Consider the following 24282-nt stretch of genomic DNA (forward strand, 5'->3'; position numbering starts at 1 on the left):
TGACCCTCACGGGGTCTTCATGATGGACACCGCGGATATGAGGGGGCTGTGGTTCAGCTACGAGCCGCGTAGGTCACTTCAGGTGGAGCTGCTGGCCCGGGAAGATGAAGTCGGCGTCGTCGATGATGTCCTTGTTCAGCTTGAACAGCTGCTGCCAGCCGCCCTTCACCTTGTGCTTCTCGGCGATGGAGCTGAGGCTGTCGCCCTTGACGACCTTGTACTCGCCGTCACCCTTCTTGACCTTCTTGCCGGTCGGGGTGGTGACGGTCTTCTTCGCGGCCGGACGCTCGGCGGAGCGGGAGGCGGTGGTGTCGCTGCTGGAGCGCTCGCTGGTGGAGCTGCTGCTCGAGGAGCTGCCGCTGTTGGAGCCGCTGGAGCTGGAGGAGCTGCCGCCGGAGTAGGCGGCGCCCGACAGGCCGGTGCCGCAGGTGGGCCAGGCGCCCTTGCCCTGGGCGGCGAGGACCTTCTCGCCGATGGCTATCTGCTGGGACTTGGAGGCCTGGTTCGCGGTGGAGGCGTAGGCGGTGCCGCCGTACGCGGCCCAGGTGGAGGCGGAGAACTGGAGACCGCCGTAGTAACCGTTGCCGGTGTTGATGGACCAGTTGCCGCCGGACTCGCAGCTGGCGACGGCGTCCCACTCGGAGGCGGTCGCGGCGGAGGCATTGCCCGTCGCCATGAGCGGGGCGGCGATGGCGACACCGGTGACGCCGGCGAGCGTGGCGACGCGGGTGGCCTTGGACGGGCGGCGGTGCTTGCCCTTGCCGGAAAGCAGCATGGAAGATCCCCTCACCGACGCCTGCGAGGTGAGCTGTCGGGTTCGGGCCGTGTGAGTTGCCCGGCCGCGCACCTCTCGGCGCACGACTTCACCCCGAGCCGCACCCGGCATCAACTGCCGGGCCCGGCACTTACCTTGGGTCCCCCGCTCCTGCCTACGGCGCTTTACGCGACGACTGTTCCCGGAGGCCGCTGGCAGGACTCGGCGTTGCGGCAACCGGATGCTCGTGGTGACGAGCGGCCTTGACCGTAGACAGAGAATCCGTGGGAATTCAAAGACGATCAGGGCTTCTGAGACTCATCCCACACTTTCACCAAACCGGACATTCAGCGCGAAGCGTGACGTGAACTCCCGCTGTTTTCCTGCTACTTTCCGCCCGTTTCCGTCCCGACGTCCAGCGTCTGACCGGCGGCGATCCGGGTCGGATCGGCGCCTATCACCTTTTTGTTCTCGGCGTAGAGCGCACGCCATCCGCCGTCGAAGCCAAGGGAGTCGGCGATGGACGCGAGGGAGTCGCCGGCGCGGACGGTGTACGTCTGCGGTGTCACGCTCTCCTCGGCACTCGCCCCGCGATGCTTCCCGACACTCTGCTGCTCGGTCCCACCGCTCACACCGCCGCTCTCACCCGCGCCGCTCGTGTCATCGAGCGCTCCGGTGTCGACGAGGCTCGATTTACCCGCCGCCTGGGCCGAGTTGTCCGATTCGTCGAGTTTCGGAGAGGCCTCGACCGGGGTGCCACGCTTCGAAGGAGTGGTGGACTTGTCGGACTTGGTGGAGTTGGTCGAGTTGTCCGTCGCGGTGGGCGAGGGGCTCACCGAGGAGTCGGACGAACCGGACGACGATGAATCCGTGGTGCCGGAATCGGACAGGCCGGACGAGGCGGACGTGTCCGAGGAGCCGGAGGAGTCCGAAGAGCCGGAGGAACCGGTGGAGTCCGTCGCACCGGCCGACGGGGAGTCACTCGCGACGCCGGTGTCGACGTCCGTCGAACCCGAGTTCGTGGTGAGGCCGGAGAGCAGCGCGCAGGTGAGCCACGGGGTGGTGCCCTCGGCGTCGAGGATCTTCTCGGCGACGGCTATCTGCTGCGAGCGGCTGGCCAGGTCGGGGCTCGGGGCGTAGTCGAGGCCGCCGTACTTGTCCCAGTCGTCCAGGGACATCTGCAGCCCGCCGTAGTAGGCGTTGCCGCTGTTCTCGCTCCAGGAGCCGCCGCTCTCGCAGTTGGCCACCTTGTCCCAGGTGGTGCCGTCGGCGGCGTTCGCTGAAGCGGCGCCGAGCAGCGGGATCGCGATGGCGGAGCCGGTCACCCCGGCCGCGACGAGCAGAGCCGGAGCCTGACGGGGGCGACGGTGACGACCGTTCCCGGAGAGCATGCGGAGGCCTTTCGCGTGACAGCGGGGGACCGCGCGGCGGAGGGGGGTTGAGGTCGTACGGGTCGCCGCGCTGGTAGGTGAACGTATCCACAGTCGATCACTTGTCACAAGTTAATGCCACGGAGATCACGTGAAGATCACAGAGTTGAAGAAGTGTCACTTTCGGGTTTAGGGGGCGGGGTGACGGGTTCAGGGGGGTGGATTCGCGGGGTGGGGTGTGTGGGTGGGGAGGTGGGGTTGGTGGGGCGGGGTGGCTGGCTGGGAGGGCGAGTTGGAGGGGCCGGATGACTGGGTGGGGAGGGCGAGTTGGCGGGGCGGGGTCGCTGGGTGGGGGGGCGGGTTGAGGGGGCGGGACGACTTGTTGGTGGGCCGGGTTCGGGGGTGGGCCGGTTGGTGGGTCGGGTTCACGGGTGGGCTGGGTTCGGGGGCGGGTCGCGGGGTCTGACGACCGTCCGTCCGTTCAGCGGCGTTCCGGGGTGAACTCCACTGGCAGGGTGCGCAGTCCGCGCATGATGAGCCCGCCGCGCCAGCGCAAGTCGGCCGGGTTTCCGGCGAGTTGGAGGTCGGGGAGGCGGGTGAGGAGGGTGGCCAGCGCGGTCTGGCCCTCCAGGCGGGCGAGCGGGGCGCCGAGGCAGTAATGGATCCCGTGGCCGTAACCGAGGTGTTGATTGTCACGCCGTCCGAGGTCGAGGACGTCCGGGTCGGCGAACCGCTCCGGATCACGGTCCGCGGCGGCGAGCACGACCAGCACGGGGTCGCCGGCCGCGATGTCCTTCCCGCCGAGGGTGAGGGGCTGCGTGGCGAACCGCCAGGTGGCCAGCTCCACCGGGCCGTCGTAGCGCAGGAGTTCCTCCACGCCGGTCTCGAGAAGGCCGTGCTCCCCCGCGGCCAGGGACTTCTCCAGGCGGGCGCGCTGCTCGGGGTGGGTGAGGAGGGCGTACGTGCCGTTGCCGATGAGATTGACGGTCGTCTCGAACCCGGCGAACAGCAGGATGAAGGCCATCGCCGCGGCCTCGTTCTCGGTGAGGTGCTCGCCCTGGTCGGAGGCGCGGATGAGGCCGGAGAGGAGGTCTTCGGTGGGGGTGGAGACGGGGGTGTCGGAGAGGTTCGCGCCGGGGAGCGGGTCGGGGGCGTCGGAGAGGGCCTCGCGCTTGCGGTGGATGAGGTCGGCGAGGTAGGCGCGCATCTTCTTGACCGACCGGGCGACTCCGCCGCGCGGGCCGCCGCCGTGCCGGATCATCATGCCCGCCCAGTCGCGGAAGTCGTCCTGGTCCTCGCGGGGTACGCCGAGGAGATCGCAGATGGCGTAGATGGGGAGCGGGAACGCGAAGTCGTGGATGAGATCGGCGGAGCCCTCCGCGGCGAACCGGTCGATGAGATCGTTCGTCAACTCCTGCACCCGGGGCGCGAATTCGGCCACCCGCCGGGGTGTGAACGCCTTGCTGACCAGCCGTCGCAACCGCGTGTGGTCCGGCGGGTCGATGTTCAGCAGATGCGTCATCAACTCGGCCTTGCGCTCACCGGGGATACCGGTCTTGCCCTTCGCGTGCGCCGGTTCGTCATGGTGCGCGGGGTTCTTCGAGAGCCGCGGGTCGGCGAGCGCCTGCTTGGCATCGGCGTAACGAGTGACCAGCCACGCCTCCACACCACTGGGCAACCGCGTCCTGTGCACAGGCTCGTGCTCACGGAGCCAGGCGTAGGCGGGGTAGGGGTTGGTGGCGAACTCCCAGGTGAAGAGTTCGGGGGCGGGGTGGTGGGGGTGCGGCTGGTCTGTCACTCCTTGACGGTATCCGGGGTGCCGGGACGCTCCGCGACGGCCAGGGCGATGGGGTGCCTCATGTCAGCGGCTCTGCGCTACCAGCGCTTGGCCGCCGCACCGAACCAGCCTCCCCCGGCCTACTTCACACGCCGCCGCTTCACCGCCCGGCCGCGCTCCCCTCCACTGCCCTGATCGCATCCCGATAAGCCCGTCCCGCCGCCCGCAGCGCCGCCTCCGGGTCGACCCCGGCCGCCTCCGCTCGTACGGCCAGTGCCAGCAGTTCGTAGCCGATGCCGCCGTCCGCGACAGGCAACGGCACCTCAAGTCCCGCCGTCCGTACGCGTGATGCGAGCTTCGATGCGAGGGCGAGGCCGGGCTGGCCCATGGGGATGCCCTCGGTGATGGAGGTGCGCTGCTTCTCCTCCGCCTTGGTCCGGAGCCAATGGGCCTTCACCTCCTCGGGAGTCGAGGCCGTCTCGTCGCCGAAGACGTGGGGGTGGCGGTGGATCAGCTTGGTGACGATGCCGGCGGCCACGTCGTCGATGGAGAAGGGGGTCTCGGGGTCCTCCTCGGCGATGCGGGCGTGGAAGACGACCTGGAGGAGGACGTCGCCGAGCTCCTCGCGCAGTTCGTCGCGGTCGCCCTCCTCGATCGCCTCGACGAGTTCGTACGCCTCCTCGATGCCGTACTTCGCCAGGCCCTTGTGTGTCTGCTGCGACGACCAGGGGCACTCGAGGCGGATGCGGTCCATGACCTGGACGAGGTCGAGGAGGCGGGCGCCGGGAAGGTCGTAGGAGGCGGGGAGCAGTTCCAGGTCCGGCATCTGGATGCGGCCGGAGCCGGCGAGGCGGGCCAGGCCGTCGGTGAGGGCGGGCTCGCCCTCACCCGTGGCGACGACCACCACCGTGGCGCCGCCCGCGCAGGCGTCGACCAGTTCCTCGGCGGTCGGGGACGCCTCGACGACGGCTATCCCGGCCTCGCTCAGATACGGCAGCTGTGGGTGCGCACCGTCCGCGCACAGCACCTGGTCCGCGTCGCGCAGCGCCTGCCACGCGGGCCAGGACAGCAGGCCGGGGGCGACGCGGTGGCTGGTGGTGAGCAGGACGATGCGGCCGGGGGCGGGGACCGGGGTGCCGTCGAAGGCGGGGCTGGTTGCGTTCACCCACCGAACGTAACCCACGTCGCCGACAGCCCCGGAGTTATCCACAGGCCGCCGTGCACCGGCCCCGGGTGTTGTCCACAGGTCGCCACGCATCGGCTCCCGGTGTTGCTCACGGGCCGGCCCGTGAGCCCCGGCCCGCCGGGCCGCCGTACCGTTACGCCCCTTACGGCCCTTACGCCGACTGCTGCGTCTGCTTCGCCGTGACCTCGCGTACCCACGGCGTCTTCGCGTCCACCCGGCTGCTCTTCTCCACGTCCCACGTGCCGTAGCGCGGGTTGACGTCGACGTGGAGTTCCTTGGAGGCCGTGGAGAGCGCCTTCCAGAAGGCGGGCTGGTTGGTGTCGGTGCCGAGTTTCGCGGCGAGCTTGCGGCCCTCCACCTGGAGGCGGAGGTTCTCGTCGAGGCGCTGCGGCGGGACGCCGTACTGGGCGAGCCACGTCGCCTCCAGGGCCTTGGAGCCGCCCGCCTGCTGGGCGAGGCCGGCCCGCATGTCCTGGATGTCCTTGCGGGTGACGGTGACCCCGGCGTCCTGCGCGGCACGGTGGACGACCTGGTCGAAGACCATGCCGTAGAGCGTCTCGCGGGTGAGGCCGCCGGTGGTGGCGACGGCCCGCTCGTACTGCGCCTGGTTCTGGACGGCCGCCCGCTGGGCCGTGCGCACCTCGTTGACCCGGTTCTGCAGCTGCGCGACGGTGATGCGCTGGCCGCCCACGACGGCCGCGGCGCCTGGGTGCGCATCGCTTCCGCAGGCGGTCAGTGCGGGGGCCGCGGCGGCGATCACGGCGGTGAGGACGAGCGCGGTGCGACGGCGGCGGTGCAAGGGAACCTCCCGTTGGAGATTGTGCGACGGTGCACAAAGTCTTGCGGTGATCGATGTTAGGCAGTGGGTCGGCTGTGGCCAACCCATTCGACCAACGATTCACCAGGACTTCGGGCACCGCCGCGCCCTCGCGGGCTCCACGGGCTCCCCCGCGGTCAGCCGGTGATGGCGACCGGGGCGTCCCAGGCGTCGCGGTCCACGGTGATCGTGTAACCGCCGCGCGTCTCCTTGCTGTTGACCATGTACTGGTGCGCGCGGCTGTGGTTGGTGAACTGGGTGGAGCCCCACGGCCAGTCCGAGGTGGTGGTGTTCGTCTTGTCCCACAGCGCGTACCAGAGGTTGCCCGGCAGGTCCGTCTTGTTGGTCGCGGTCGCGATCGCCTTGGCGCTGGAGCTGCTGAAGCCGTAGTAGCCGGAGCGGTAGATCTTGGCGTGCAGCTCCTTGTCGAAGGCGCGCACGTACGTCAACACGGCGTTGTTGCAGGCCGTGTTCGTGATGTCGTACGACTCCATGTCCAGGTAGATCGGGCTGCCGGCCTTGATCCCGAGGGCCTTCGCCTTGGTCACCGCGTCGTCCGCCTCGGACTTGCCGACGGCCGAGGCCGTGGAGGCGCTGATCTTCACCGAGCCGCCCGAGCCGCAGGACGGCTGCGAGCCGACGTAGAGGGGGATGAACTTCCAGCCGACCGTGGTGAGGGACTTGACCCAGGAGGCGGTGAGGTTGGGCTGGCTGCAGCCGCGGTTCTTGCCGCCGATGTAGACGGCGGCGGCGCCGTAGAGGCCGCCGTGCCAGGCCTTCATCGCGGCGAGGGAGGGTGCGGCGCAGGTGTCGAAGGCGCGGCCGGTGTAGGTCTTCTGGGCGGGCCAGACGGTGGCGGCCATCGAGGTCTGGGCGGCGATACCGCCTCCGGCGACGACGGCGGCACCGGCGACGCCCCAGGTGATGTATCTGCGCTTCCTGGACTGCCGATGGTTGGACATGGAAAACCCCACCCCTGGTGTGTATGTGCTCGAAATCGCCCGCTACGCGCGCGTGCCGGCCAAATCTAGCCGTCGTCCGCGCTAGCCCCGCACCTGCCCCAGCCACTGCAGCGTCCGCCGGATGTCCGCCGCGAGCGGGTGCCCGGGGCCCTGCCTGCGTTCGACGTCGACCAGGAGGCGGGCGAGCGTCTCGTGGGCCGCGCCGCGGTCGCCGAGGGCGAGCAGCAGATGACCCACCCGGCGGCGGACCTCGTGGGCGAGTTCGGGGTCGCCCGCGACGTACTGGTTCTCGTAGTACGGCAGCAGCGCGCGGTACTCCGTGAGGGCCGCCGCCGGGTCGCCGAGCGACTCCAGGCACTGGGCGGCCTCGTAGCGGTAGCGCAGGGACTGCGGGTCGGAGGGGCCCGCCTCGGCGGCGCGTTCGTCGGCGAGGCGGCGCAGTTCGGGCAGCGCGCGCCGGTACTGGCCGTCGTCCATGAGCGTCGCCGCGTACTGCTTGCGCAGGGTGCGGACGACCGGGGAGTGCGCTCCGTGCTGCTCGGCGGCCGTGGGCAGGATCGCGCCCAGGATGTCGACGGCCTGCGTGATCCGGCCCTCCCCGAGCAGCCGCTTGACCTCGTCGACGGCGGCGGCGACATCGCGCTTCTCGGCGGCGGGCGGGGCCAGCGGGGCGGGCTGCGGCGCGGGGGTGCGGGCGCGGTCCGGCCAGGGGGCGTGCGGGCGCAGGAACGGGCGGGTGGGGTCGAGCGGCGCCCCGCTGGGCATCCCGCGCGCGGGCAGCAGCAGCGCGAGGTCCTCGTAGACCTCCTGCGCGGAGGCGGGCCGGTGCTGCGGGTCCTTGGCGAGCAGACGCAGGACGAGCGCCTCGAGCGGCTCGGGGACCTCGGGGCGGATGCGGCGGACGGGGACCGGCGGCTCGTACAGGTGGCGGTGCAGCACGCCGAGCGCCGTGGAACCCGCGAACGGCACGTCCCCGCTGAGGAGTTCGTGCAGCACCACACCGAGCGCGTACAGGTCGGTGTACGGGCCGACCGCGCCGCCCATCGCCTGCTCGGGCGCCATGTAGGCGGGCGATCCGATGGGGGTGCCGGTGTGCGTGAGGCGGGTGGTGTCGGCGTCCATGACGGAGGCGACGCCCAGGTCGAGGACGGTGACCGTGCCGTCCTGCTTCACCATCACGTTGCGCGGCTTGAGGTCGCGGTGGACGATCGGCACGGCGTGCACGGCGCTCAGCACGGCGCACAGCTGGGCCGCGACCGCGACCGCCCACTGCCAGGGGTACGGGTCCTGCTCGGCGAGGTGGTCGGAGAGGTCCGCGCCGTCGATGTACTGCATGACGAGGAACAGCTCCTCGCCCTCGCTGCCCGCGTCGTGCACCGTGACCAGGCCGGGGTGGTCGACCTGGGCCGTCACCCGGCACTCGCGCACGAAGCGGCGGCGCAGCTCGTCGGCCTCGTGGCCCGCCACCTTGTCGGGGCGCAGCAGCTTCACCGCCACGCGCCGGTCGAGCCGCCGGTCGTAGGCCGTCCAGACCTGGCCCATGCCGCCCTGCCCTATGAGCGTGGACAGTTCGTACCGGTCGGCGACGACACGCCCTGCCGTCACGGTCACCTGCCGCCCTCGTCGTGCTTGCGGAGATAGTCACTCAGCTCGTCGAGCTCGGCCCGCACCTGGTCGATCCGGGCGGGCGTGGGGCGCTGTCCCGGCGGCGGGGTGGACATCGGCGGCTGCGGCACGGGCGTGTGCGGCATCGGGGGCGGGGTGTGCGGCTGCGGCACGGGCATGTGGGGCATCGGCGGCGGGGTGTGCTGCGGAACCGTCGTCCCCATGTACGGCGACGGGGGCTGCGGATAGCCGTACGCCGCCGACGGACGCCCGCCGTAGGCGCCCTGCCTGAGCTGCTGGAAGTGGCGTATGTCCGCCGCCAGGTAGTACACGATCGACGCCACCAGGGTGCCCAGGAGCAGGGCGAGGCCCAGATAGCCGCCCGCGGTGTGGACGTCCTCGCCGGGCTCGGAGCCGAGCAGCACGATGCTGAGCACGTCCGCCGCGAGCGCGGCCACGAGCAGGCCCCAGTCCAGCGATTTGCGGGTCACGATCGCCAGCCGCAGGAGCATCGTCCAGGCCAGGAACCCGATGGAGAACACCGAGACCCCCACGAGCAGCACACGCACGACGACCAGCGCCCCGGTGGGCGGCGGCGGCTTCGCCGGCTGCGGGTAGCCGTGGCCTTGCATGGCTGCTCCTGGTGCCTTCGGAGGGCGTACGGGTTCGCGGCCGGTGCGCTCCGCGATACGGGCAACACCGGTCGTCCGATTGTCGCTTCGAGCGTATAGGCCGACACCGACAAGCGGTCCCGGGTTGTACCGAACCGTTGTCGTGCCGACCACACAGTGATCGCTTCCGTACTACGCCGCAGGTGCCGGCGGGTGCGCACTCCTACTCAGACCTGTACACACTTCTACTGAGGCGCACAGGAACTCCTACTCAGGCATGACCGTGCCGTCCGTCAGGCCGTCGTACATCCCGCGCACGAGCTGCTCGCCGAGCCGGCCCGCCTGGCGCAGCGCCCGCTCGAAGTCCTCCAGGGCGCGGAACCGGGCGCCGTAGCGCCGCTGTTCGTCCAGGGGGAGGCGCGGCAGCTGGAGCCTGCGGACGTCGAGGCGGGTCGCCGTGGAGGCGTAGCTGCTGGCCTGGCGGTTGTTGGCCGTGCCCCGCAGGAACCCGGCGAGGAACCACGGGTCCAGCGCCGCCGGATCGGGCCGCAGCAGCACCAGGCTGCGCCCCAGAACGGCACCCACGGTGCTGTCGTCGATCACGCGCGCCATGGAGCCGCCGCCGAGCACCGGGACGACGACATCGCCCGCCTCCGTGAGGACGGCCTCCTCGTCGCTCTCGGGGAGGAGGCCGGAAGGGGTCGTTCCGGCGAGGACGTCGTGGTCGGTGAGAACGGGCACACGCGCGTGGCCACCGTTTCCGCCGGTACGCATCACCAGGGCGCCCCCGCGCGCGAGTTCACCGATCGTGGTGAGCGGCCAGCGCGTGGGCCGGTCGGGGTCGCTGGTGTGGTCGACGGGCGGCGGGGTGAGGTCGGCGGTCAGCCGGAGCGTCTCACCGAGCCTCTCGCGCACGGCCGTCAGCTCGTCGGCGCCCTCGGCCGCGGTGGCGGGCGGGAGGTGCCGGGCGGGGGCCAGGTCGACGTCGTCGTCGAGGAGTTCGATGACCGGCACGGAACGCGCCAGCCCCGGCTCGTCGTCCAGCCGCCCCGCCCGGTCGAACGCCCGCCAGGCGTCCAGCACCGCGCCCCGCACCGCCTGCCAGTCCGGCCCGCCGCGCCCCTCGGTGGCGAACCGCCCGGTGTCCACCAACAGCACCTCCGGCTGCCCCAGCACCCGCTCCGGCCGCCGCAGCACCCACAGGTGGAGCGGAATGTTGTACGGCGGCGCGGCCCCGATCGGCAGTGCCACGACCGCCTTCAGCGCCCCGCGCCGCAACAGGTCGGCGCGGATCCGGCGACCGGAACGCCGGGACGCCGCGGCCGGCGGCATCAGCAGCACGGCGGTGCCGGCGTCCGCCAGCCGGGCCAACGCGTGCTGCACCCAGGCGAGTTCGGACTCGTTGCGGGCCGGGAAGCCGTACTCCCAGCGGGGGTCGTAGGCGAGTTCGTCGTGCCCCCAGTTCCGCTCGTTGAACGGCGGATGGCACAGGACTACGTCGGCTCGCAGCTCCGGGTAGGCGTCGGCGCGCAGCGTGTCCCCGGCCGTGGCGCGCACGGTGGCCTGCGCGTGCAGGGCGAGCCTGAGCGCGGTGAGCGCGGCGAGGTCGGGGGCGTTGTCCTGGGCGTACAGCTGCTGCTCGGGGCGGGGGGTGACGGCGCCCAACAGGGTGCCGGTGCCGCACGCCGGGTCGAGCACGGTACCGGCAGGGCCCGCCAACTCGGCCATGAGGCGGGCGAGTTCGGGCGGGGTGAGCGTGTACTGCCGCGGGTTCGCGTCGAGATGCCGCCCGAGCAGGAACTCGAACGTCTCCCGCGTGCCCAGCTCGGCGGCGAGGTCGGCGACGCCGCGGAGGAGGGGGGCGGTGGGGAGGAGTTGGGGGCCGGTGGGGGTGGGGACAGCGGGGGTGGGGACGGCGGGGGTGTTGTTCGCGGCCGGGGGTGTGTTCACAGCGGGGGCGGTGTTCACAGGGGCCGGGGGTGTTGTCGGGTCGGCCGGGGTGTTCACGGCACTCGGGGTGTTCGGGGCGGTCTGCGTGTTCGCGGTGTTCACGGCATTCACGGCGCTCACGGAGTTCACAGCGCTCGCGGAGTTCACGGCCGACATGCCTGACGCGGCCGCCGCAGCCGACCCCTCCGCCGGAGTGTTCACAGAGCCGGACGCCGAACCCGGTGAGTTCACAGCCGCAGTCCCGCCGACCTCCCGCCCCCTGTGAACACCGCGCCCACGCCCACGCGCCGCACCGAAGCGCGGCACGATCACCCCCTCCAGCGCACCCGGCAGCATCGCGGCCAACCGCTCGTCGGAACCGGCGCTCGCGGCCAGCCAGACGGTGGGCCGTTCCTGGATGAGCAGCAGGGCGCAGCCGGCGTACACCAGCGCGGTGACCGGGCCCTCGGGGTGGCCGACGAGCTGCTGCCAGACCCGTTCACGCAGCGGGACTTCGGCGAGTTTCCCCTGCTCACGCAGCCACGACTCGACGTCCGCGAGGGCGAAGGAGGGGCTGGTCTCGGTGCCGCCGACCGGCTTGGGGAAGTCGGCGTGACGGCGGCGCCAGTTGCTGACGGCGGCACGGCCGACGCCGGCGAGCCGTGCGATACCGGCGGCGGTCACCTCTGTCGCGTTGTCCTGCACTCGCCCCACTCCCCTCGCCACACCGACCTCATCGCGTCGGCCGTCGCGCCCGCTCGCCTCGATTACGTCTGCCGTTCGTCTGTGGCGCCGAGCATACCGACGCGAACAAGATCTACCCCTTCACAGCCGTGTACACACTACTTCCCGTGAACCGTGTTGACTCGGTTCACAGTCTCTGCTCTTATTGACCCAGCGAACAAACGACCGTCGGAGGGAGGCGGTCGCCGCATCGGGGAGGGGGGACAACCATGGGGATGGCAGGCAGGCTCACGCTGAGCGCCGTCGTGGGGGTCGTCGTCATCGGGGTCGTGTCGGCGAACGCCAACACCAGTGCCGGCGGCGGCAGTTCGGGACATGGCACCGAGGGCTCCTCGGCGTCCGCCGAGCACGACACCACCGGCACGAAAGACCCCGGCACACCGCAGGCCGCCACGCGGAAAAAGGTCTCGATCGATGGGGACGGCGACTTCCGGGTCGGCAGGGACATCGAGCCCGGTACGTACCGCTCCCGCGGCAACACCGACGGTCTGTGCCACTGGAAGCGGGCCGAGGACACCTCAGGGGACACGGACTCGGTGCTGGCCGACGCCCATGTGCGCGGCACCGGTTACGTCACCGTCAAGGCCACCGACAAGGTCTTCAAGTCCAGCGGCTGCAAGGCCTGGGCGGCCGTCGGCGCGAAGGCGCAGGGTTCCCCCGCGACACGGATGACCGGCGACGGCGGCATGTTCCGGGTCGGCGTCGACATCGCCCCCGGCCCCTACACGTCCACGGGCAACACGGACGGCGGCTGCCACTGGGAGCGCACGAAGGACGCCGAACACGGGCCGAACTCGATCCTCGCGAAAGACACTGTGACCGGCACGGCCGTTGTCACGATCAGCACCCAGGACGCCTACTTCACGACGGCCGGCTGCAACGACTGGACGAAGACGGCCTGACCTTCGAGTCGCCCCGACCCGACCGGGCCCGCCACACTCGCCGCTCCCTCAGCGGCCATCGCCGCCCCCTCTCTCCGACACACCCCGCGCGACCGCCACATCGGCAGGACCGGCGCTCCGTTCGCCTGCCCGACGGCACCTCGCGCCCACGACTTCGCACCGCACGTCTCTCACTTCACGTCTCTCACCTCACACCTCGTCACCCAAGGAACTGCCATGCGTCGTACCGCACTTGCCGCTCTCTGTCTCACCACCGTGGCCGCCGCGGGACTCTCCGGGTGTCTGCCCGGGGAGGACAAGGCGGACAGCAAGCCGAAGGGCCCGTTCGCCGGGCTGACCGGTGGGCAGATCGCCGACCGGTCCCTGACCGCCACCACCGGCGCCTCGTCGCTGCGGATGAAGGGCGATGTGCCCGACGACGAGAGCGGCGGCACGATCATGATCGACATGGCTCTGAACAAGAAGGGCGAGTGCGCCGGCACGATGGGCATGGGCGGCAAGGGCAAGGCCGACCTGATCAAGACCGGCGACACCGTCTACATGAAGTACGACGAGGCGTTCCTGCGGGCGCAGAGCGACGGTGAGTCCAAGGCGGACACCGACGCGGTCGTCGCCATGATGGCCGGGAAGTGGACCAAGATGTCCGCGAAGGGCAAGGACGCCAAGGACATCGCGAGCTTCTGCGATCTGAACTCGGTACTCGGCAGCGCCAAGGACGCCAACTCCGATGCCACGCGCGGCAGGACGACCACCGTCGACGGCACCCCGGCGATCATCCTGCACGAGAAGGACGGCAAGGACTCCTACACGCTGTACGTGGCGACCCAGGGCAAGCCGTACGTGCTGCGCATCGACAGCCACTCCGCCAAGGACCCGGGCACGCTCACGTTCGGCGAGTACGAGAAGCCCGTCCCCGCGAAAAAGCCCGCGGGCAAGATCCTGGACCTGGACGCGCTGAACGGCTGATTCGCCCCAACAGGCCTGTGGCTACGGCACGTTCACGGGGCGTGCCGTAGCCGCACGGTGGGCTCGACCTGGACGGCGCGACCATGCTCCGGTCCAACCGCGCCACCCCTCCAGCGAGACCGCCGCTCACGCCACCTCAGTTCGCGTGGAACCTCGCCGGTGCGTTCGTCGGGTTGCCCCCGGTCGGGAGGGCCTGCTTCGAGCAGGTGGAGAGGACCTTGACCATCGCGGCCTTCTCCGCCGACGTGACCCACAGGCCGTACTTCTTCTTCACGGCGACCTGCGCGGCGACATACGTGCAGCGGTACGCCTTGGGCGGCACCCAGGTGGCCGTGTCGCCGTCGCCCTTGCTGCGGTTGGGGCTGGCACCGACGGTGAGCAGGTTGAGCGGGTCGTTGGCGAGAGCTATGCGCTTGCTGGCGTCCCAGTACTTGGCGCCCTTCTGCCAGGCGTCGGAGAGGGCGACCAGGTGGTCGATGTCGACGAGGCTGGCGCCGCGCTTGTAGACGACTTCCTTGCCGGAGTACGGATCGGATTCGAGGACGCCGTACGACACCTTGCAGTCGCCGTCGGTGAACTTCACCTGCTTCAGGTCCCGCTTGAGGATGTCGTCCCTGGTGTCGCAGCTGTTGGAGTCCGTGTCGGCCCAGGCGGCGCCGAACCGCTCACGGGAGTAACCGGTCTTCGGCGCACGCCCCTTCACGGGCAGAGCCTGGGCGGCGGTCAGGGCCGCTCCCCCGCCACCGCCTCCGCCGGCCGTCGCCTCGGGTCCGGAGTCGCCCGTCCCCGTGGTGTCCGTCTTGCATCCGGCGACCGACAACATGACCAGAGCGGCGATTGCCGCCCCACCCCTCAGACGCATCACGTGCGCCCCTCCCCTTGCTCACCCGGCCCCGCCCCTGCAGGGGCGGATATTGCCTGGTCCCCACGGTAGCGGCGGACGCGTCACGGGCATACAGGACCTAAGCCCGCATGGCTCGCAACTCGCCTGTGCCGCAGCGGTGGAACAGGCCGAAGTACCGGCTTCCCTCACCCCCTCTCCTTATTCCCCTTGCTCCGCAGCGGATGTGACGCCCCCTCATCCTCAGACCTTGCCGACTCAGACCTTGCCGATGCCCAGCGTCGACTCCGAGGGCAGCAGCCCGGACCCCAGGACGGCGACCCAGAACTCCCCCAGCAGATCGGTGAGTCGGCCGGTGTCGGTCCGGCCGAGCAACTCCCAGGGCGCGGCGGCCAGTCGGTCGGTGCGGTGCTCGACCTCCTGGCGCAGCTCGCGCCCCGCCCGCGTCGCCGTACCCATGTCGTCTATGACGCCTCGGACCACCAGCCGTCCGCGTGCCGCCGTCCATTCGTCCCGGCTCCAGCCTCGGCTCTCGAAGCGCTGGACGGAGGCCGCACCGATCGCGGCGAAGGAGACCAGGGACTCGACCGGGTCGAGGCCGGCGACGAGGAGCGCGGCGAGGTGGCCGTCGCCGCGGTGTTCGCGGAGGATCGTCGCCGCCTGCCAGAGCTGGAGGTGGGGCTCCTCCGGCCAGGGCAGCTCGGCGTTGGCCGCGGCGAGAGGGCGGCCCTCCAGGTTGACGGCCTCGGCGGCGCGGCGAGCCAAGGCGGCGGCCTCCGCCAGCTCGGGGCTGTCGACGCGGTCGCCGAATATCGCGCGGTAGGCCCGGTCCATTCCGCGCAGCCTCGCCCGCAGTACGGCGTCCGGGCTCGCGACGCTCCACGCCGAGCCCATGTGCTCGGCGACCATGCGGGGGCTGAAGCTATAGAAGGCGGAGGTCACGCGCTCACTGCCGACCGGGCCCAACGGGGCGGCGCGCAAAGGGAAGTAGCTCGGCCAGCGCTCCTCCGTGCCGTACCCGAGGGCGGCGGCCTCCTCGAAGACCTCCGGCGCGTAATACAGCACAGCGTGCAGAGGTTCGAGCAGATGCCAGAGCTGGCGCACGCGGCTCAGCTCCACGGTGACGGGGCTTTTCGTGGTCTCCACTCCCCGCACGCTCTCCGACATGACGTAACTCCTCGTCGCGTCCCGGTCCTTCCACAACTTGACACTGACAAGATTGCCCCACCCGCCCAAACTTGTCAATGCCTAGATTCGGCGTACGCTGCTGACCATGAGCACAGCCAAGCCCGCGAAGCCGGCCGGGACCGCCGAGAGCACCGCCGAGAGCGGCGAGACCGCCAGCGAGAGCGCCAAGAACGCCAAGGCCTCCGCGAGCAGCCGCCGCTCGTACCACCACGGCGATCTGCGCCGCGCCATCCTCACCGCCGCGCTCGACGTCATCGCCGTCGACGGCCCGTCCGCGCTGAGCCTGCGCGATCTCGCCCGCCGTGCCGGTGTCTCGCACGCGGCGCCGGCGCATCACTTCAAGGACCGCACAGGGCTGTTGACGGCGATCGCGGCGGAGGGCTTCGGCCTGCTCGCGGGCGCGATCGGGGAGGCGGCGGACCTGAAGGACGCGGGCGTCCGCTACGTACGCTTCGCGCGCGAACACCCCGCGCACTTCCAGGTGATGTTCGCGCCCGAACTGCTCCGCGACGGCGACCTCGAACTCACCACGGCCCGCGCCCTCGCCGCCGACACGCTGAGCCACGCCGTGTCCGCCGTACCCCCCGAGGGCCGCGGCCCCGACGCCCGCCTCGCCGGTGTCGCCGCCTGGTCTCTGGCCCACGGCTTCGCGACGCTGCTGCTCGGCCACAACCTCGACGGGGCGGTGAGCGAGCGGGACCCGGAGGAGGTGTTCCGGGCGCTGGCGTCGATGCTGTCCCAGGCACCTGCCGAGTGACGTGACGGGGGTCTTCCCGCCGGCAGCCGGGCTCCGTGACCGCTGAGGCGACTGAATCGACCAAACCGACCGGGGCGACTGGCACGACCGGAGCGACCGGAGCGACCGGAGCGACCGGAGCCAGCGGATCACGGCCGAACCCGAAGCGACCGGCCGCCGGGCGCCTCTACGACCCCGACCGACCGGCCCCTCCTACGACGCCCTCGGTGCGCTCAGCACCCTCAGTGCCTCCCGCGACGCCCTCGGTGCGCTCAGCACCCTCAGCGCCACCCGCGCCCCCGACGCCCCCGACGCCCCCGACGCCCCCGACGCCCCCGACGCCCTACAACTCCAGGACCACACCCCGGAAACCCCGGATCACCGGAATCCCCCGAGCCCCCCGAACCCCGGGAACCCCTCCCCACCCTCACGACCCCAGAATCGAAGCCAAGAACTCCCCCACCCACCCGAGCAACTCCCGCCCGACCAACGGCTTCCCGCCCACCTTCGCCGTCTTCGGGCGCGGCACGAGCACCTGGTGGGCGGCCTGCTTGATGACGGTCCCGGGGTAGAGCCGCTTGAGGCGCAGCTCCTGGGACTCCCTCAACTCCACCGGCGCGAAGCGGATGTTGGTGCCCTGGAGGACGATGTCGCCGACGCCGCACGCGCGGGCGAGCATGCGCAGGCCCGCCACCAGCAACAGGTTCTCCACCGGCTCGGGCAACTTGCCGTAGCGGTCGACGAGTTCCTCGCGTACGGCCTTGATGTCCTCCTCCGTGTTGGCGGAGGCGATGGACCGGTAGGCCTGGAGGCGCAGGCGCTCGCCGGGGGCGTAGTCGTGGGGAACGTGCGCGTCGACCGGGAGCTCGATCTTGACCTCCAGCGGCGGCTCCTCCTCGACCCCGCCCTCCAGGGAGGCGCGGTAGTCCGCGACGGCCTCGCCGACCATGCGGACGTACAGGTCGAAGCCGACGCCCGCGATGTGGCCGGACTGTTCGCCGCCCAACAGGTTGCCCGCGCCCCGGATTTCGAGGTCCTTCATCGCCACGTACATGCCCGCGCCCATCTCCGTGTGCTGGGCGATGGTGGCGAGGCGCTCGTGGGCGGTCTCCGTCAGCGGCTTCTCCGGGGGGTACAGGAAGTACGCGTAACCGCGCTCCCTGCCTCGGCCGACACGGCCCCTGAGCTGGTGGAGCTGCGAGAGACCGAAGTTGTCGCCGCGTTCCACGATCAGCGTGTTCGCGTTGGAGATGTCGATGCCCGACTCGACGATCGTCGTCGACACCAGGACGTCGAACTTCTTCTCCCAGAAGTCGACGACGACCTGCTCCAGTGCCTGCTCCGACATCTGTCCGTGGGCGGTCGCGATGCGCGCCTCCGGGACGATCTCGCGCAGCCGGGCCGCCGCGCGGTCGATCGACTCGACGCGGTTGTGGATGTAGAAGACCTGGCCCTCGCGCAGGAGTTCACGGCGGATGGCCGCGCCGATCTGCCGCTCCTCGTAGGGGCCGACGAACGTCAGCACAGGGTGACGCTCCTCCGGGGGCGTCGTGATCGTCGACATCTCGCGGATGCCGGTGACCGCCATCTCCAGGGTTCTGGGAATCGGGGTGGCGGACATCGTCAGGACGTCGACGTTGGCGCGCAGCTTCTTCAGCTGCTCCTTGTGCTCGACGCCGAAGCGCTGCTCCTCGTCGACGATGACCAGGCCGAGGTCCTTGAACTTGGTCTCGGAGGAGAACAGGCGGTGGGTGCCGATGACGACGTCCACGGAGCCTTCGCGCAGGCCCTCCAGGGTGGCCTTCGCCTCGGTGTCGGTCTGGAAGCGGCTCAACGCCCTTACGTTGACCGGGAATTGCGAGTACCGCTCGCTGAACGTCCCGAAGTGCTGCTGCACGAGGAGGGTGGTCGGGACGAGGACGGCGACCTGCTTGCCGTCCTGGACGGCCTTGAAGGCGGCGCGGACCGCGATCTCGGTCTTGCCGTAGCCGACGTCGCCGCAGATCAGGCGGTCCATCGGGACCGACTTCTCCATGTCGTCCTTGACCTCGGCGATGGTCGTCAGCTGGTCGGGCGTCTCCACGTACGGGAAGGCGTCCTCCAGCTCGCGCTGCCAGGGCGTGTCCGGCCCGAAGGTGTGGCCCGGGGCGGCCATGCGGGCGCTGTACAGCTTGATCAGGTCGGCCGCGATCTCCTTGACGGCCTTCTTGGCGCGCGCCTTGGTCTTCGTCCAGTCGGCGCCGCCCAGGCGGTGCAGGGTGGGGGACTCGCCGCCGACGTACTTGGTGATCTGCTCCAGCTGGTCGGTCGGGATGTACAGCCGGTCGCCGGGCTGGCCGCGCTTGGCGGGGGCGTACTCGACGACCAGGTACTCGCGCGTGGCGCCCTGCACCGTGCGCTGCACCATCTCGATGTAGCGGCCCACACCGTGCTGCTCGTGGACGATGTAGTCGCCCGCCTCCAGGGTGAGCGGGTCGATGGTCTTGCGGCGGCGGGCCGGCATCCGGGCGCCGTCCTTGCCTGCGGCCTTCTGGCCGGAGAGGTCGGTCTCGGTGAGGACGGCGAGCTTGAGCGCCGTGTCGACGAAGCCGTAGTCGATCGAACCGGTCGCCACGTGGACGACGGAGGGTTCGATCTCCCCCAGCTCCGTCTCCAGGCGGGCGGCGACGCCTTCGGTACCGAGGACCTCGACCGTGCGGGCGGCGGGGCCGTGGGCCTCGGTGACGAAGACCGTGCGCCAGCCGTCGGCGAGCCAGCCCTTGGTGTCGGCGAGGGCCTTCGCGGTGTCGCCGCGGTACGTCTCGGGGGCGTGCATCCCGAGCTTCAGGGTGTCCGCGTCGAGCTCTTCGTCGGCGGCGAACGGCGACACCGACCACCACATCATGTCGAGCTCGCGCGCCCGGTCCCGTACGTCCGCGATGGCCCACAGGGAGGCCGCGTCCACGTCGATCGGTGCCTCGCCGCCGCCCGCGGTGGCCGCCCAGGAGGCCTGGAGGAACTCCTGCGAGGTGGCGACGAGATCGGCCGCACGCGTGCGGACCCGCTCCGGATCGCATACGACGGCCATCGCGCCCTTGGGGAGCACGTCCAGCAGCAGTTCCATGTCGTCGACGAGCACCGGGGCCAGCGACTCCATGCCTTCCACTGCGATGCCCTCGGCGATCTTGCCGAGCAGTTCGCCCAGTTCGGGGTGCTGTTCGGCGAGGGCACGGGCACGCGTGCGGACGTCTTCCGTCAACAGGAGTTCACGGCAGGGGGGTGCCCACAGGCCGTGTTCGGCGACCTCCAGGGAGCGCTGGTCGGCGACCTTGAAGTAGCGGATCTCCTCTACGTCGTCGCCCCAGAACTCGATGCGCAGGGGGTGTTCCTCGGTGGGCGGGAACACGTCCAGGATGCCGCCTCGTACGGCGAACTCGCCGCGCTTCTCGACGAGCTCCACGCGCGCGTACGCGGCGGCTCCGAGAGCGTCCACGATCGCGTTCAGGTCGGCGGTCTGGCCCGTCCTCAGGGCGACCGGCTCCAGGTCTCCGAGACCCTTGACCTGCGGTTGCAGCACGGACCGCACGGGCGCCACCACGACGGAGACCGGGCCCGTCTCCGGGTCGTCCTCCCTGGGGTGGGCGAGGCGGCGCAGGACGGCGAGGCGGCGGCCCACGGTGTCGCTGCGCGGGCTCAGCCGCTCGTGCGGGAGGGTCTCCCAGGACGGGTACTCCACGACTCCGTCCGGCGGGAGCAGTGAGCGCAGGGCCGCGGCGAGGTCCTCGGCCTCCCTGCCGGTCGCGGTCACCGCGAGGACCGTGCGGCCGGTCTCGCGGGCCAGTGCCGCCACGGCGAAGGGGCGGGTCGCCGGGGGGCCGACCAGGTCGATGTGCATGCGGTTGCCGTCGGCCGCCGCCTTGGTCGCTTCCGCGAGGGCGGGGTCCTTGACTACGGCGTCGAGCAGACCGTGCAGGCTCATGGAGGGCTTTCCGTCTGGGGGGTGGGCAACACGAAGGGCCCGACGCGAGTGGTGGGCCGGGGGGTATCCAGCGTACGTCGGTGCGCTGCCGTGTGCCGGGGCTGTGGATAACCGCGCTTTTCCGGCACCCCGCGCTGCTGTTGACGCACCAGGGGGCTCCGCCCCCTGGACCCCCGGCCTGTGCCCACCCACCGCCCGACTCGGTCCGCCACAAAGTCACCCGCAAAGAAAAAACAAATCCCACGACGACAAACAGACCCGGCGCCAAGAAGTCCCCCGTGACTTCTCGGCGCCGGGCCTGCCCCCGTTGGGCGGTGGCTCTGGTGGCTACTCCGTGGCGATCGCGTTCAGGACGTTCATCCGGCCCGCCCGGAACGCCGGGATCAGCGCGGCGAACAGGCCCACGAAGGCGGAGCCGATGAAGACCGCGATGATCGTGCCCCAGGGGATCTCCAGGACCTTCAGGCCTTCCAGGGCGAGGAGCCGCTGGGCGGTGGCGCCCCAGCCCATCCCCAGGCCCAGGCCGAGCAGCGCTCCGAAGAGGGCGATCACGACCGACTCCATGCGGATCATCCGGCGGAGCTGGCGGCGGGACATGCCGATCGCTCGCATGAGGCCGATCTCGCGGGTCCGCTCGACGACCGAGAGGGCCAGGGTGTTCACGACACCCAGGACCGCGACGATGATCGCGAGGGCGAGAAGGCCGTAGACCATGTTCAGGAGCTGGCCGATCTGGTCCTTCAGTTCCTGCTTGTAGTCGGTCTGGTCGCGCACCTGGTACTGCGGGTACGGGGCCATGGCCTTCTTCAGGGCCGCGTAGGCCTGCTTCTCCTGGCCGTCCTTGGCCTTGGCGAACATGATCTCGTTCGGCGGGATCTTGTTCGCCGGGAGGTACTTCTGCATCGTGGCGATGCTGGTGTACCGCGCGCCCTGGTCGATGGCCACGTCGTCGTCCGTGATCGCGGCGACCTTGAGCTTCGCCGTGTCGCCTCCCTTGAAGGCGACGCTGATCGTGTCCCCGAGGTGCACGCCGTGCTTCTTGGCGTACTTGGAGCCGACCGACATCGCGTTGGTGCCGTAGGCGGCGGACAGGTCGCCGGCCGTGGTGGCGCGGCGCAGGTCCTGGGCGTAGGACGGGTCGGCGGCGGTGAGGCCGTCGGTGTCCTTCTGGCCGTCGGGCGAGGTGAGGGTGACGTCGAGGAATTTGTAGCGGGTGACGTGGACGAGGTCGGGCGCGTGTTCCATCGCCTTCTCGGCCTGCGGCACGATCCGCTGGTTGCCCTGGACGATGAAGTCGGCGCCGACGGACTTGTCGAGTTCGCTCGTGGCCGAGGCGACCATCGAGGAGCCGACCACCGAGAGGCAGGCGACCAGCGCGAGGCCGATCATCAGGGCCGCACCCGTGGCACCCGTACGCCTGGGGTTGCGGAGCGCGTTGCGTTCGGCCAGACGCCCCACAGGGCCGAAGGCCCGCAGGAGGACCAGGCTGATGACCCGGACGACTCCGTTGGCGAGCACCGGGCCGATGATCACGAAGCCGATCAGGGAGAGCACGACGCCCGCGCCCAGGACCAGCGAACCGTCCGTCGCCTTCTTGGCGGTGGCCGCCGCGACCAGCGAGGCGATTCCGGCGCCGGTCAGGACCAGGCCGATCAGCCCGCGCACCCAGCCGGCCTTGCCGTCGGCCGGTGTACCGGCGTCGCGCAGCGCGGCCATCGGGGAGACCTTGCCGGCCCGGCGGGCCGGGAGGTAGGCGGCGAGGATGGTGACGATCACGCCGAGGAGCAGGCCGAGCACCGGGGTGGTCCACTTGACCGTCAGGTCCCGGGTCGACAGGTCCATGCCCGCCGCGCTCATCAGTTTCATCAGGCCTACGGCGATCCCGACCCCGGCGCCGACGCCGAGGACGGAGCCGACGATCCCGAGCAGGGTCGCCTCGACCAGGACCGAGCGGTTGACCTGCTTGCGGGAGGACCCGATCGCCCTCATCAGGCCTATTTCGCGGGTCCGTTGGGCGACCAGCATCGAGAAGGTGTTGATGATCAGGAAGATGCCGACCAGGAACGCGATCCCGGCGAAGCCGAGCATGGCGTACTTGATGACGTTCATGAACTGGCCGACGCCCTTGCGGTTCTCGTCGGCGTTCTCCTTGGCCGTCTGGATCTTGTACGTCCCGGACGAGGCGAGGGTCTGTGCCACGTTCTGCTTGAGCTGGGTGTCCGTCACACCGCTCGCGGCGGTGACGCCGATCTGGGTGAACCGGCCGGTGGCGCCCAGGAGTTGGCGCTGCGCGGTGGCGGTGTCGAAGTAGACGACGGCCGCACCGGGGTTGGTCACCTTGAAGGTGGCGATGCCGACGATCTTCGCGGTGAAGTCACCGGTCTGGGAGATGGTGCGCAGCGAGTCGCCCATCTTGAGGTGGTGCTTGTCGGCGGTGTCGGCGTCGACCATGGTCTCGGTCGGGCCGCGCGGGGCGTGGCCGGAGGTGATCTCCATCGAACGCAGGTCGTTCTTCGTCCAGTTGCCCGCGATGGTGGGCGCTCCGGTCGAGGAGCCCATGTTCTTGTTGGCGCTGTCGACGACCGTCACGTTCATCGAACTGACGCCGCCCTCGGCGGACTTGACGCCCTGGGCCTTGGCCACCTGTGCGACCGTCGAGGCCGGCAGGGACTCGGGCAGTCCGTTCTGCGGGGTGCTGCCGTCGGACTTGGCCGCCTTCGGCATGACCGTCACGTCGGACGCGGTGGCCGCGAAGAGCTTGTCGAACGTCGTGTTCATGGTGTCGGTGAACACCAGCGTGCCGCAGACGAAGGCGACCGACAGCAGGACGGCTATCGCCGAGAGTGCCATCCGCCCTTTGTGCGCGAAGAAGTTGCGCATCGAGGTCTTGAGGACGGTCATGACGTACGCCCCCGCGCGTCGAAGTCCTTCATGCGGTCGAGGACGGTCTCCGCGGTGGGCTTGAACATCTCGTCGACGATCCGGCCGTCCGCGAGGTACAGGACACGGTCCGCGTACGAGGCGGCCACGGGGTCGTGCGTGACCATCACGATGGTCTGGCCCAGGTCGTCGACGGAGCGGCGCAGGAAGCCCAACACCTCTGCTCCCGCACGGGAGTCGAGGTTCCCGGTCGGCTCGTCTCCGAAGATGATCTCGGGCCGGGCCGCCAACGCCCGTGCCACGGCGACGCGTTGCTGCTGACCGCCGGAGAGCTGGTTGGGCCGGTGCTTGAGCCGGCTGGAGAGGCCGACGGTCTCCACGACCTGCGCGAGCCAGCCCTTGTCGGGCTTGCGGCCGGCTATGTCCATCGGGAGGGTGATGTTCTCCAGCGCGTTCAGCGTCGGCAGCAGGTTGTAGGCCTGGAAGATGAACCCGATCCGGTCGCGGCGGAGTTGGGTGAGCTTCTTGTCCTTGAGGCCGGTGATCTCGGTCTCGTCCAGGTAGATCTGCCCGGACGTCACGGTGTCGAGCCCGGCGAGGCAGTGCATGAGCGTGGACTTGCCGGACCCCGAGGGGCCCATGATCGCGGTGAACTGACCGCGGGCGATGTCCACGTCGACATGGTCGAGGGCGACGACGCGGGTCTCCCCGGCTCCGTACGCCTTGACGACCTGCCGCGCTCGCGCGGCAACGGCCGTACGCCCTCCAGTACCCCCGTGCCTGGGAATGGTCACAGCCGATGTCACGGTATGTCTCCTAAGTCGGTCGGCAGAGGTGCGTGCCGGTGTCCGGTCGAGGTGTTCCAACTGGTTACGACGATGATTCTGTCGGCGGGAGGGGGTCCGGCGCGCTGGTGCTCAGCGCAGTCTTTCCCGGGGGAAAACCCCACCCTCCTGGGTTCGGTATGCCGCCCCCCAGCGGCATAAAGCCAGGTTAAGGACGGCCCCTCCCCCTTCTCCTCCTCCGCCGGTACGAACCGTCCCCAGGTCGTAGTAC

17 protein-coding genes and 1 riboswitch are annotated in these 24282 nt (G+C 70.6%); of the genes, 3 read left to right on the forward strand and 14 right to left on the reverse strand.

What is annotated here, in order from left to right:
- Window positions 1–73: 73 nt before the first annotated feature.
- From OHT77_RS19120 to OHT77_RS19160, 9 genes are all read right to left on the reverse strand, one after another.
- Window positions 74–775, reverse strand: a complete 702-nt coding sequence (locus OHT77_RS19120) for a transglycosylase family protein (RefSeq protein WP_328829713.1) — start codon at window positions 773–775, stop codon at window positions 74–76.
- A 3-nt stretch (window positions 776–778) separates the two neighbouring features.
- Window positions 779–947: riboswitch (cyclic di-AMP (ydaO/yuaA leader) on the reverse strand.
- A 193-nt stretch (window positions 948–1140) separates the two neighbouring features.
- On the reverse strand, window positions 1141–2145 hold the full coding sequence (locus OHT77_RS19125; RefSeq protein ID WP_328829714.1) for a transglycosylase family protein: 1005 nt from the start codon (window positions 2143–2145) through the stop codon (window positions 1141–1143).
- Window positions 2146–2605: 460 nt separating this feature from the next.
- Complete coding sequence (locus OHT77_RS19130) at window positions 2606–3922, reverse strand: cytochrome P450 family protein (RefSeq protein ID WP_328829716.1); 1317 nt, start codon at window positions 3920–3922, stop codon at window positions 2606–2608.
- A 139-nt stretch (window positions 3923–4061) separates the two neighbouring features.
- Window positions 4062–5066 carry a nucleoside triphosphate pyrophosphohydrolase gene (locus tag OHT77_RS19135; protein WP_443048059.1) on the reverse strand — a complete coding sequence of 335 codons (1005 nt, stop codon included), beginning with the start codon at window positions 5064–5066 and terminating at the stop codon, window positions 4062–4064.
- A 172-nt stretch (window positions 5067–5238) separates the two neighbouring features.
- Window positions 5239–5886, reverse strand: coding sequence for a SurA N-terminal domain-containing protein (locus OHT77_RS19140; RefSeq protein WP_328829718.1), 648 nt, complete (start codon window positions 5884–5886; stop codon window positions 5239–5241).
- Window positions 5887–6041: 155 nt separating this feature from the next.
- A complete protein-coding gene (locus OHT77_RS19145; protein WP_328829719.1) occupies window positions 6042–6866 on the reverse strand; it encodes a glycoside hydrolase domain-containing protein in 825 nt (274 codons plus the stop codon).
- A gap of 81 nt (window positions 6867–6947) precedes the next feature.
- Window positions 6948–8435: a serine/threonine-protein kinase gene (locus OHT77_RS19150; RefSeq protein ID WP_328834280.1), complete on the reverse strand. Its 1488-nt coding sequence runs from the start codon at window positions 8433–8435 to the stop codon at window positions 6948–6950.
- A 38-nt stretch (window positions 8436–8473) separates the two neighbouring features.
- Window positions 8474–9103 carry a hypothetical protein gene (locus OHT77_RS19155; RefSeq protein WP_328829720.1) on the reverse strand — a complete coding sequence of 210 codons (630 nt, stop codon included), beginning with the start codon at window positions 9101–9103 and terminating at the stop codon, window positions 8474–8476.
- Between the two features lie 246 nt (window positions 9104–9349).
- Complete coding sequence (locus OHT77_RS19160) at window positions 9350–11716, reverse strand: N-6 DNA methylase (protein WP_328829721.1); 2367 nt, start codon at window positions 11714–11716, stop codon at window positions 9350–9352.
- Window positions 11717–11970: 254 nt separating this feature from the next.
- Here OHT77_RS19160 and OHT77_RS19165 point away from each other — a divergent pair, with 254 nt between their 5' ends.
- Entirely contained in the window at window positions 11971–12657 is a 687-nt protein-coding gene (locus tag OHT77_RS19165) for a hypothetical protein (protein WP_328829723.1), read from the forward strand.
- A 216-nt stretch (window positions 12658–12873) separates the two neighbouring features.
- Complete coding sequence (locus OHT77_RS19170) at window positions 12874–13623, forward strand: hypothetical protein (RefSeq protein WP_328829724.1); 750 nt, start codon at window positions 12874–12876, stop codon at window positions 13621–13623.
- Between the two features lie 136 nt (window positions 13624–13759).
- Here OHT77_RS19170 and OHT77_RS19175 read toward each other — a convergent pair whose 3' ends face one another.
- Together OHT77_RS19175 and OHT77_RS19180 are read right to left on the reverse strand one after the other, a co-directional pair.
- Window positions 13760–14485: an HNH endonuclease family protein gene (locus OHT77_RS19175; RefSeq protein ID WP_328829725.1), complete on the reverse strand. Its 726-nt coding sequence runs from the start codon at window positions 14483–14485 to the stop codon at window positions 13760–13762.
- Between the two features lie 237 nt (window positions 14486–14722).
- Window positions 14723–15631, reverse strand: coding sequence for an SCO6745 family protein (locus OHT77_RS19180; protein ID WP_328829726.1), 909 nt, complete (start codon window positions 15629–15631; stop codon window positions 14723–14725).
- A 106-nt stretch (window positions 15632–15737) separates the two neighbouring features.
- Here OHT77_RS19180 and OHT77_RS19185 point away from each other — a divergent pair, with 106 nt between their 5' ends.
- Window positions 15738–16409: a TetR/AcrR family transcriptional regulator gene (locus tag OHT77_RS19185; protein WP_328829727.1), complete on the forward strand. Its 672-nt coding sequence runs from the start codon at window positions 15738–15740 to the stop codon at window positions 16407–16409.
- Window positions 16410–16815: 406 nt separating this feature from the next.
- Here OHT77_RS19185 and mfd read toward each other — a convergent pair whose 3' ends face one another.
- The 3 genes from mfd to OHT77_RS19200 all read right to left on the reverse strand — a co-directional run bounded on the left by mfd (window position 16816) and on the right by OHT77_RS19200 (window position 24032).
- Window positions 16816–20346 carry a transcription-repair coupling factor gene (mfd, locus tag OHT77_RS19190; protein ID WP_328829728.1) on the reverse strand — a complete coding sequence of 1177 codons (3531 nt, stop codon included), beginning with the start codon at window positions 20344–20346 and terminating at the stop codon, window positions 16816–16818.
- 327 nt (window positions 20347–20673) lie between these two features.
- Window positions 20674–23247 carry an ABC transporter permease gene (locus OHT77_RS19195; protein ID WP_328829729.1) on the reverse strand — a complete coding sequence of 858 codons (2574 nt, stop codon included), beginning with the start codon at window positions 23245–23247 and terminating at the stop codon, window positions 20674–20676.
- Window positions 23244–24032, reverse strand: coding sequence for an ABC transporter ATP-binding protein (locus OHT77_RS19200; protein WP_328829731.1), 789 nt, complete (start codon window positions 24030–24032; stop codon window positions 23244–23246). The genes OHT77_RS19195 and OHT77_RS19200 overlap by 4 nt, the downstream gene beginning before the upstream one ends.
- Window positions 24033–24282: the final 250 nt, after the last annotated feature.

This window comes from Streptomyces sp. NBC_00252, from assembly GCF_036187565.1.
In the GTDB taxonomy this organism is placed as follows: domain Bacteria; phylum Actinomycetota; class Actinomycetes; order Streptomycetales; family Streptomycetaceae; genus Streptomyces.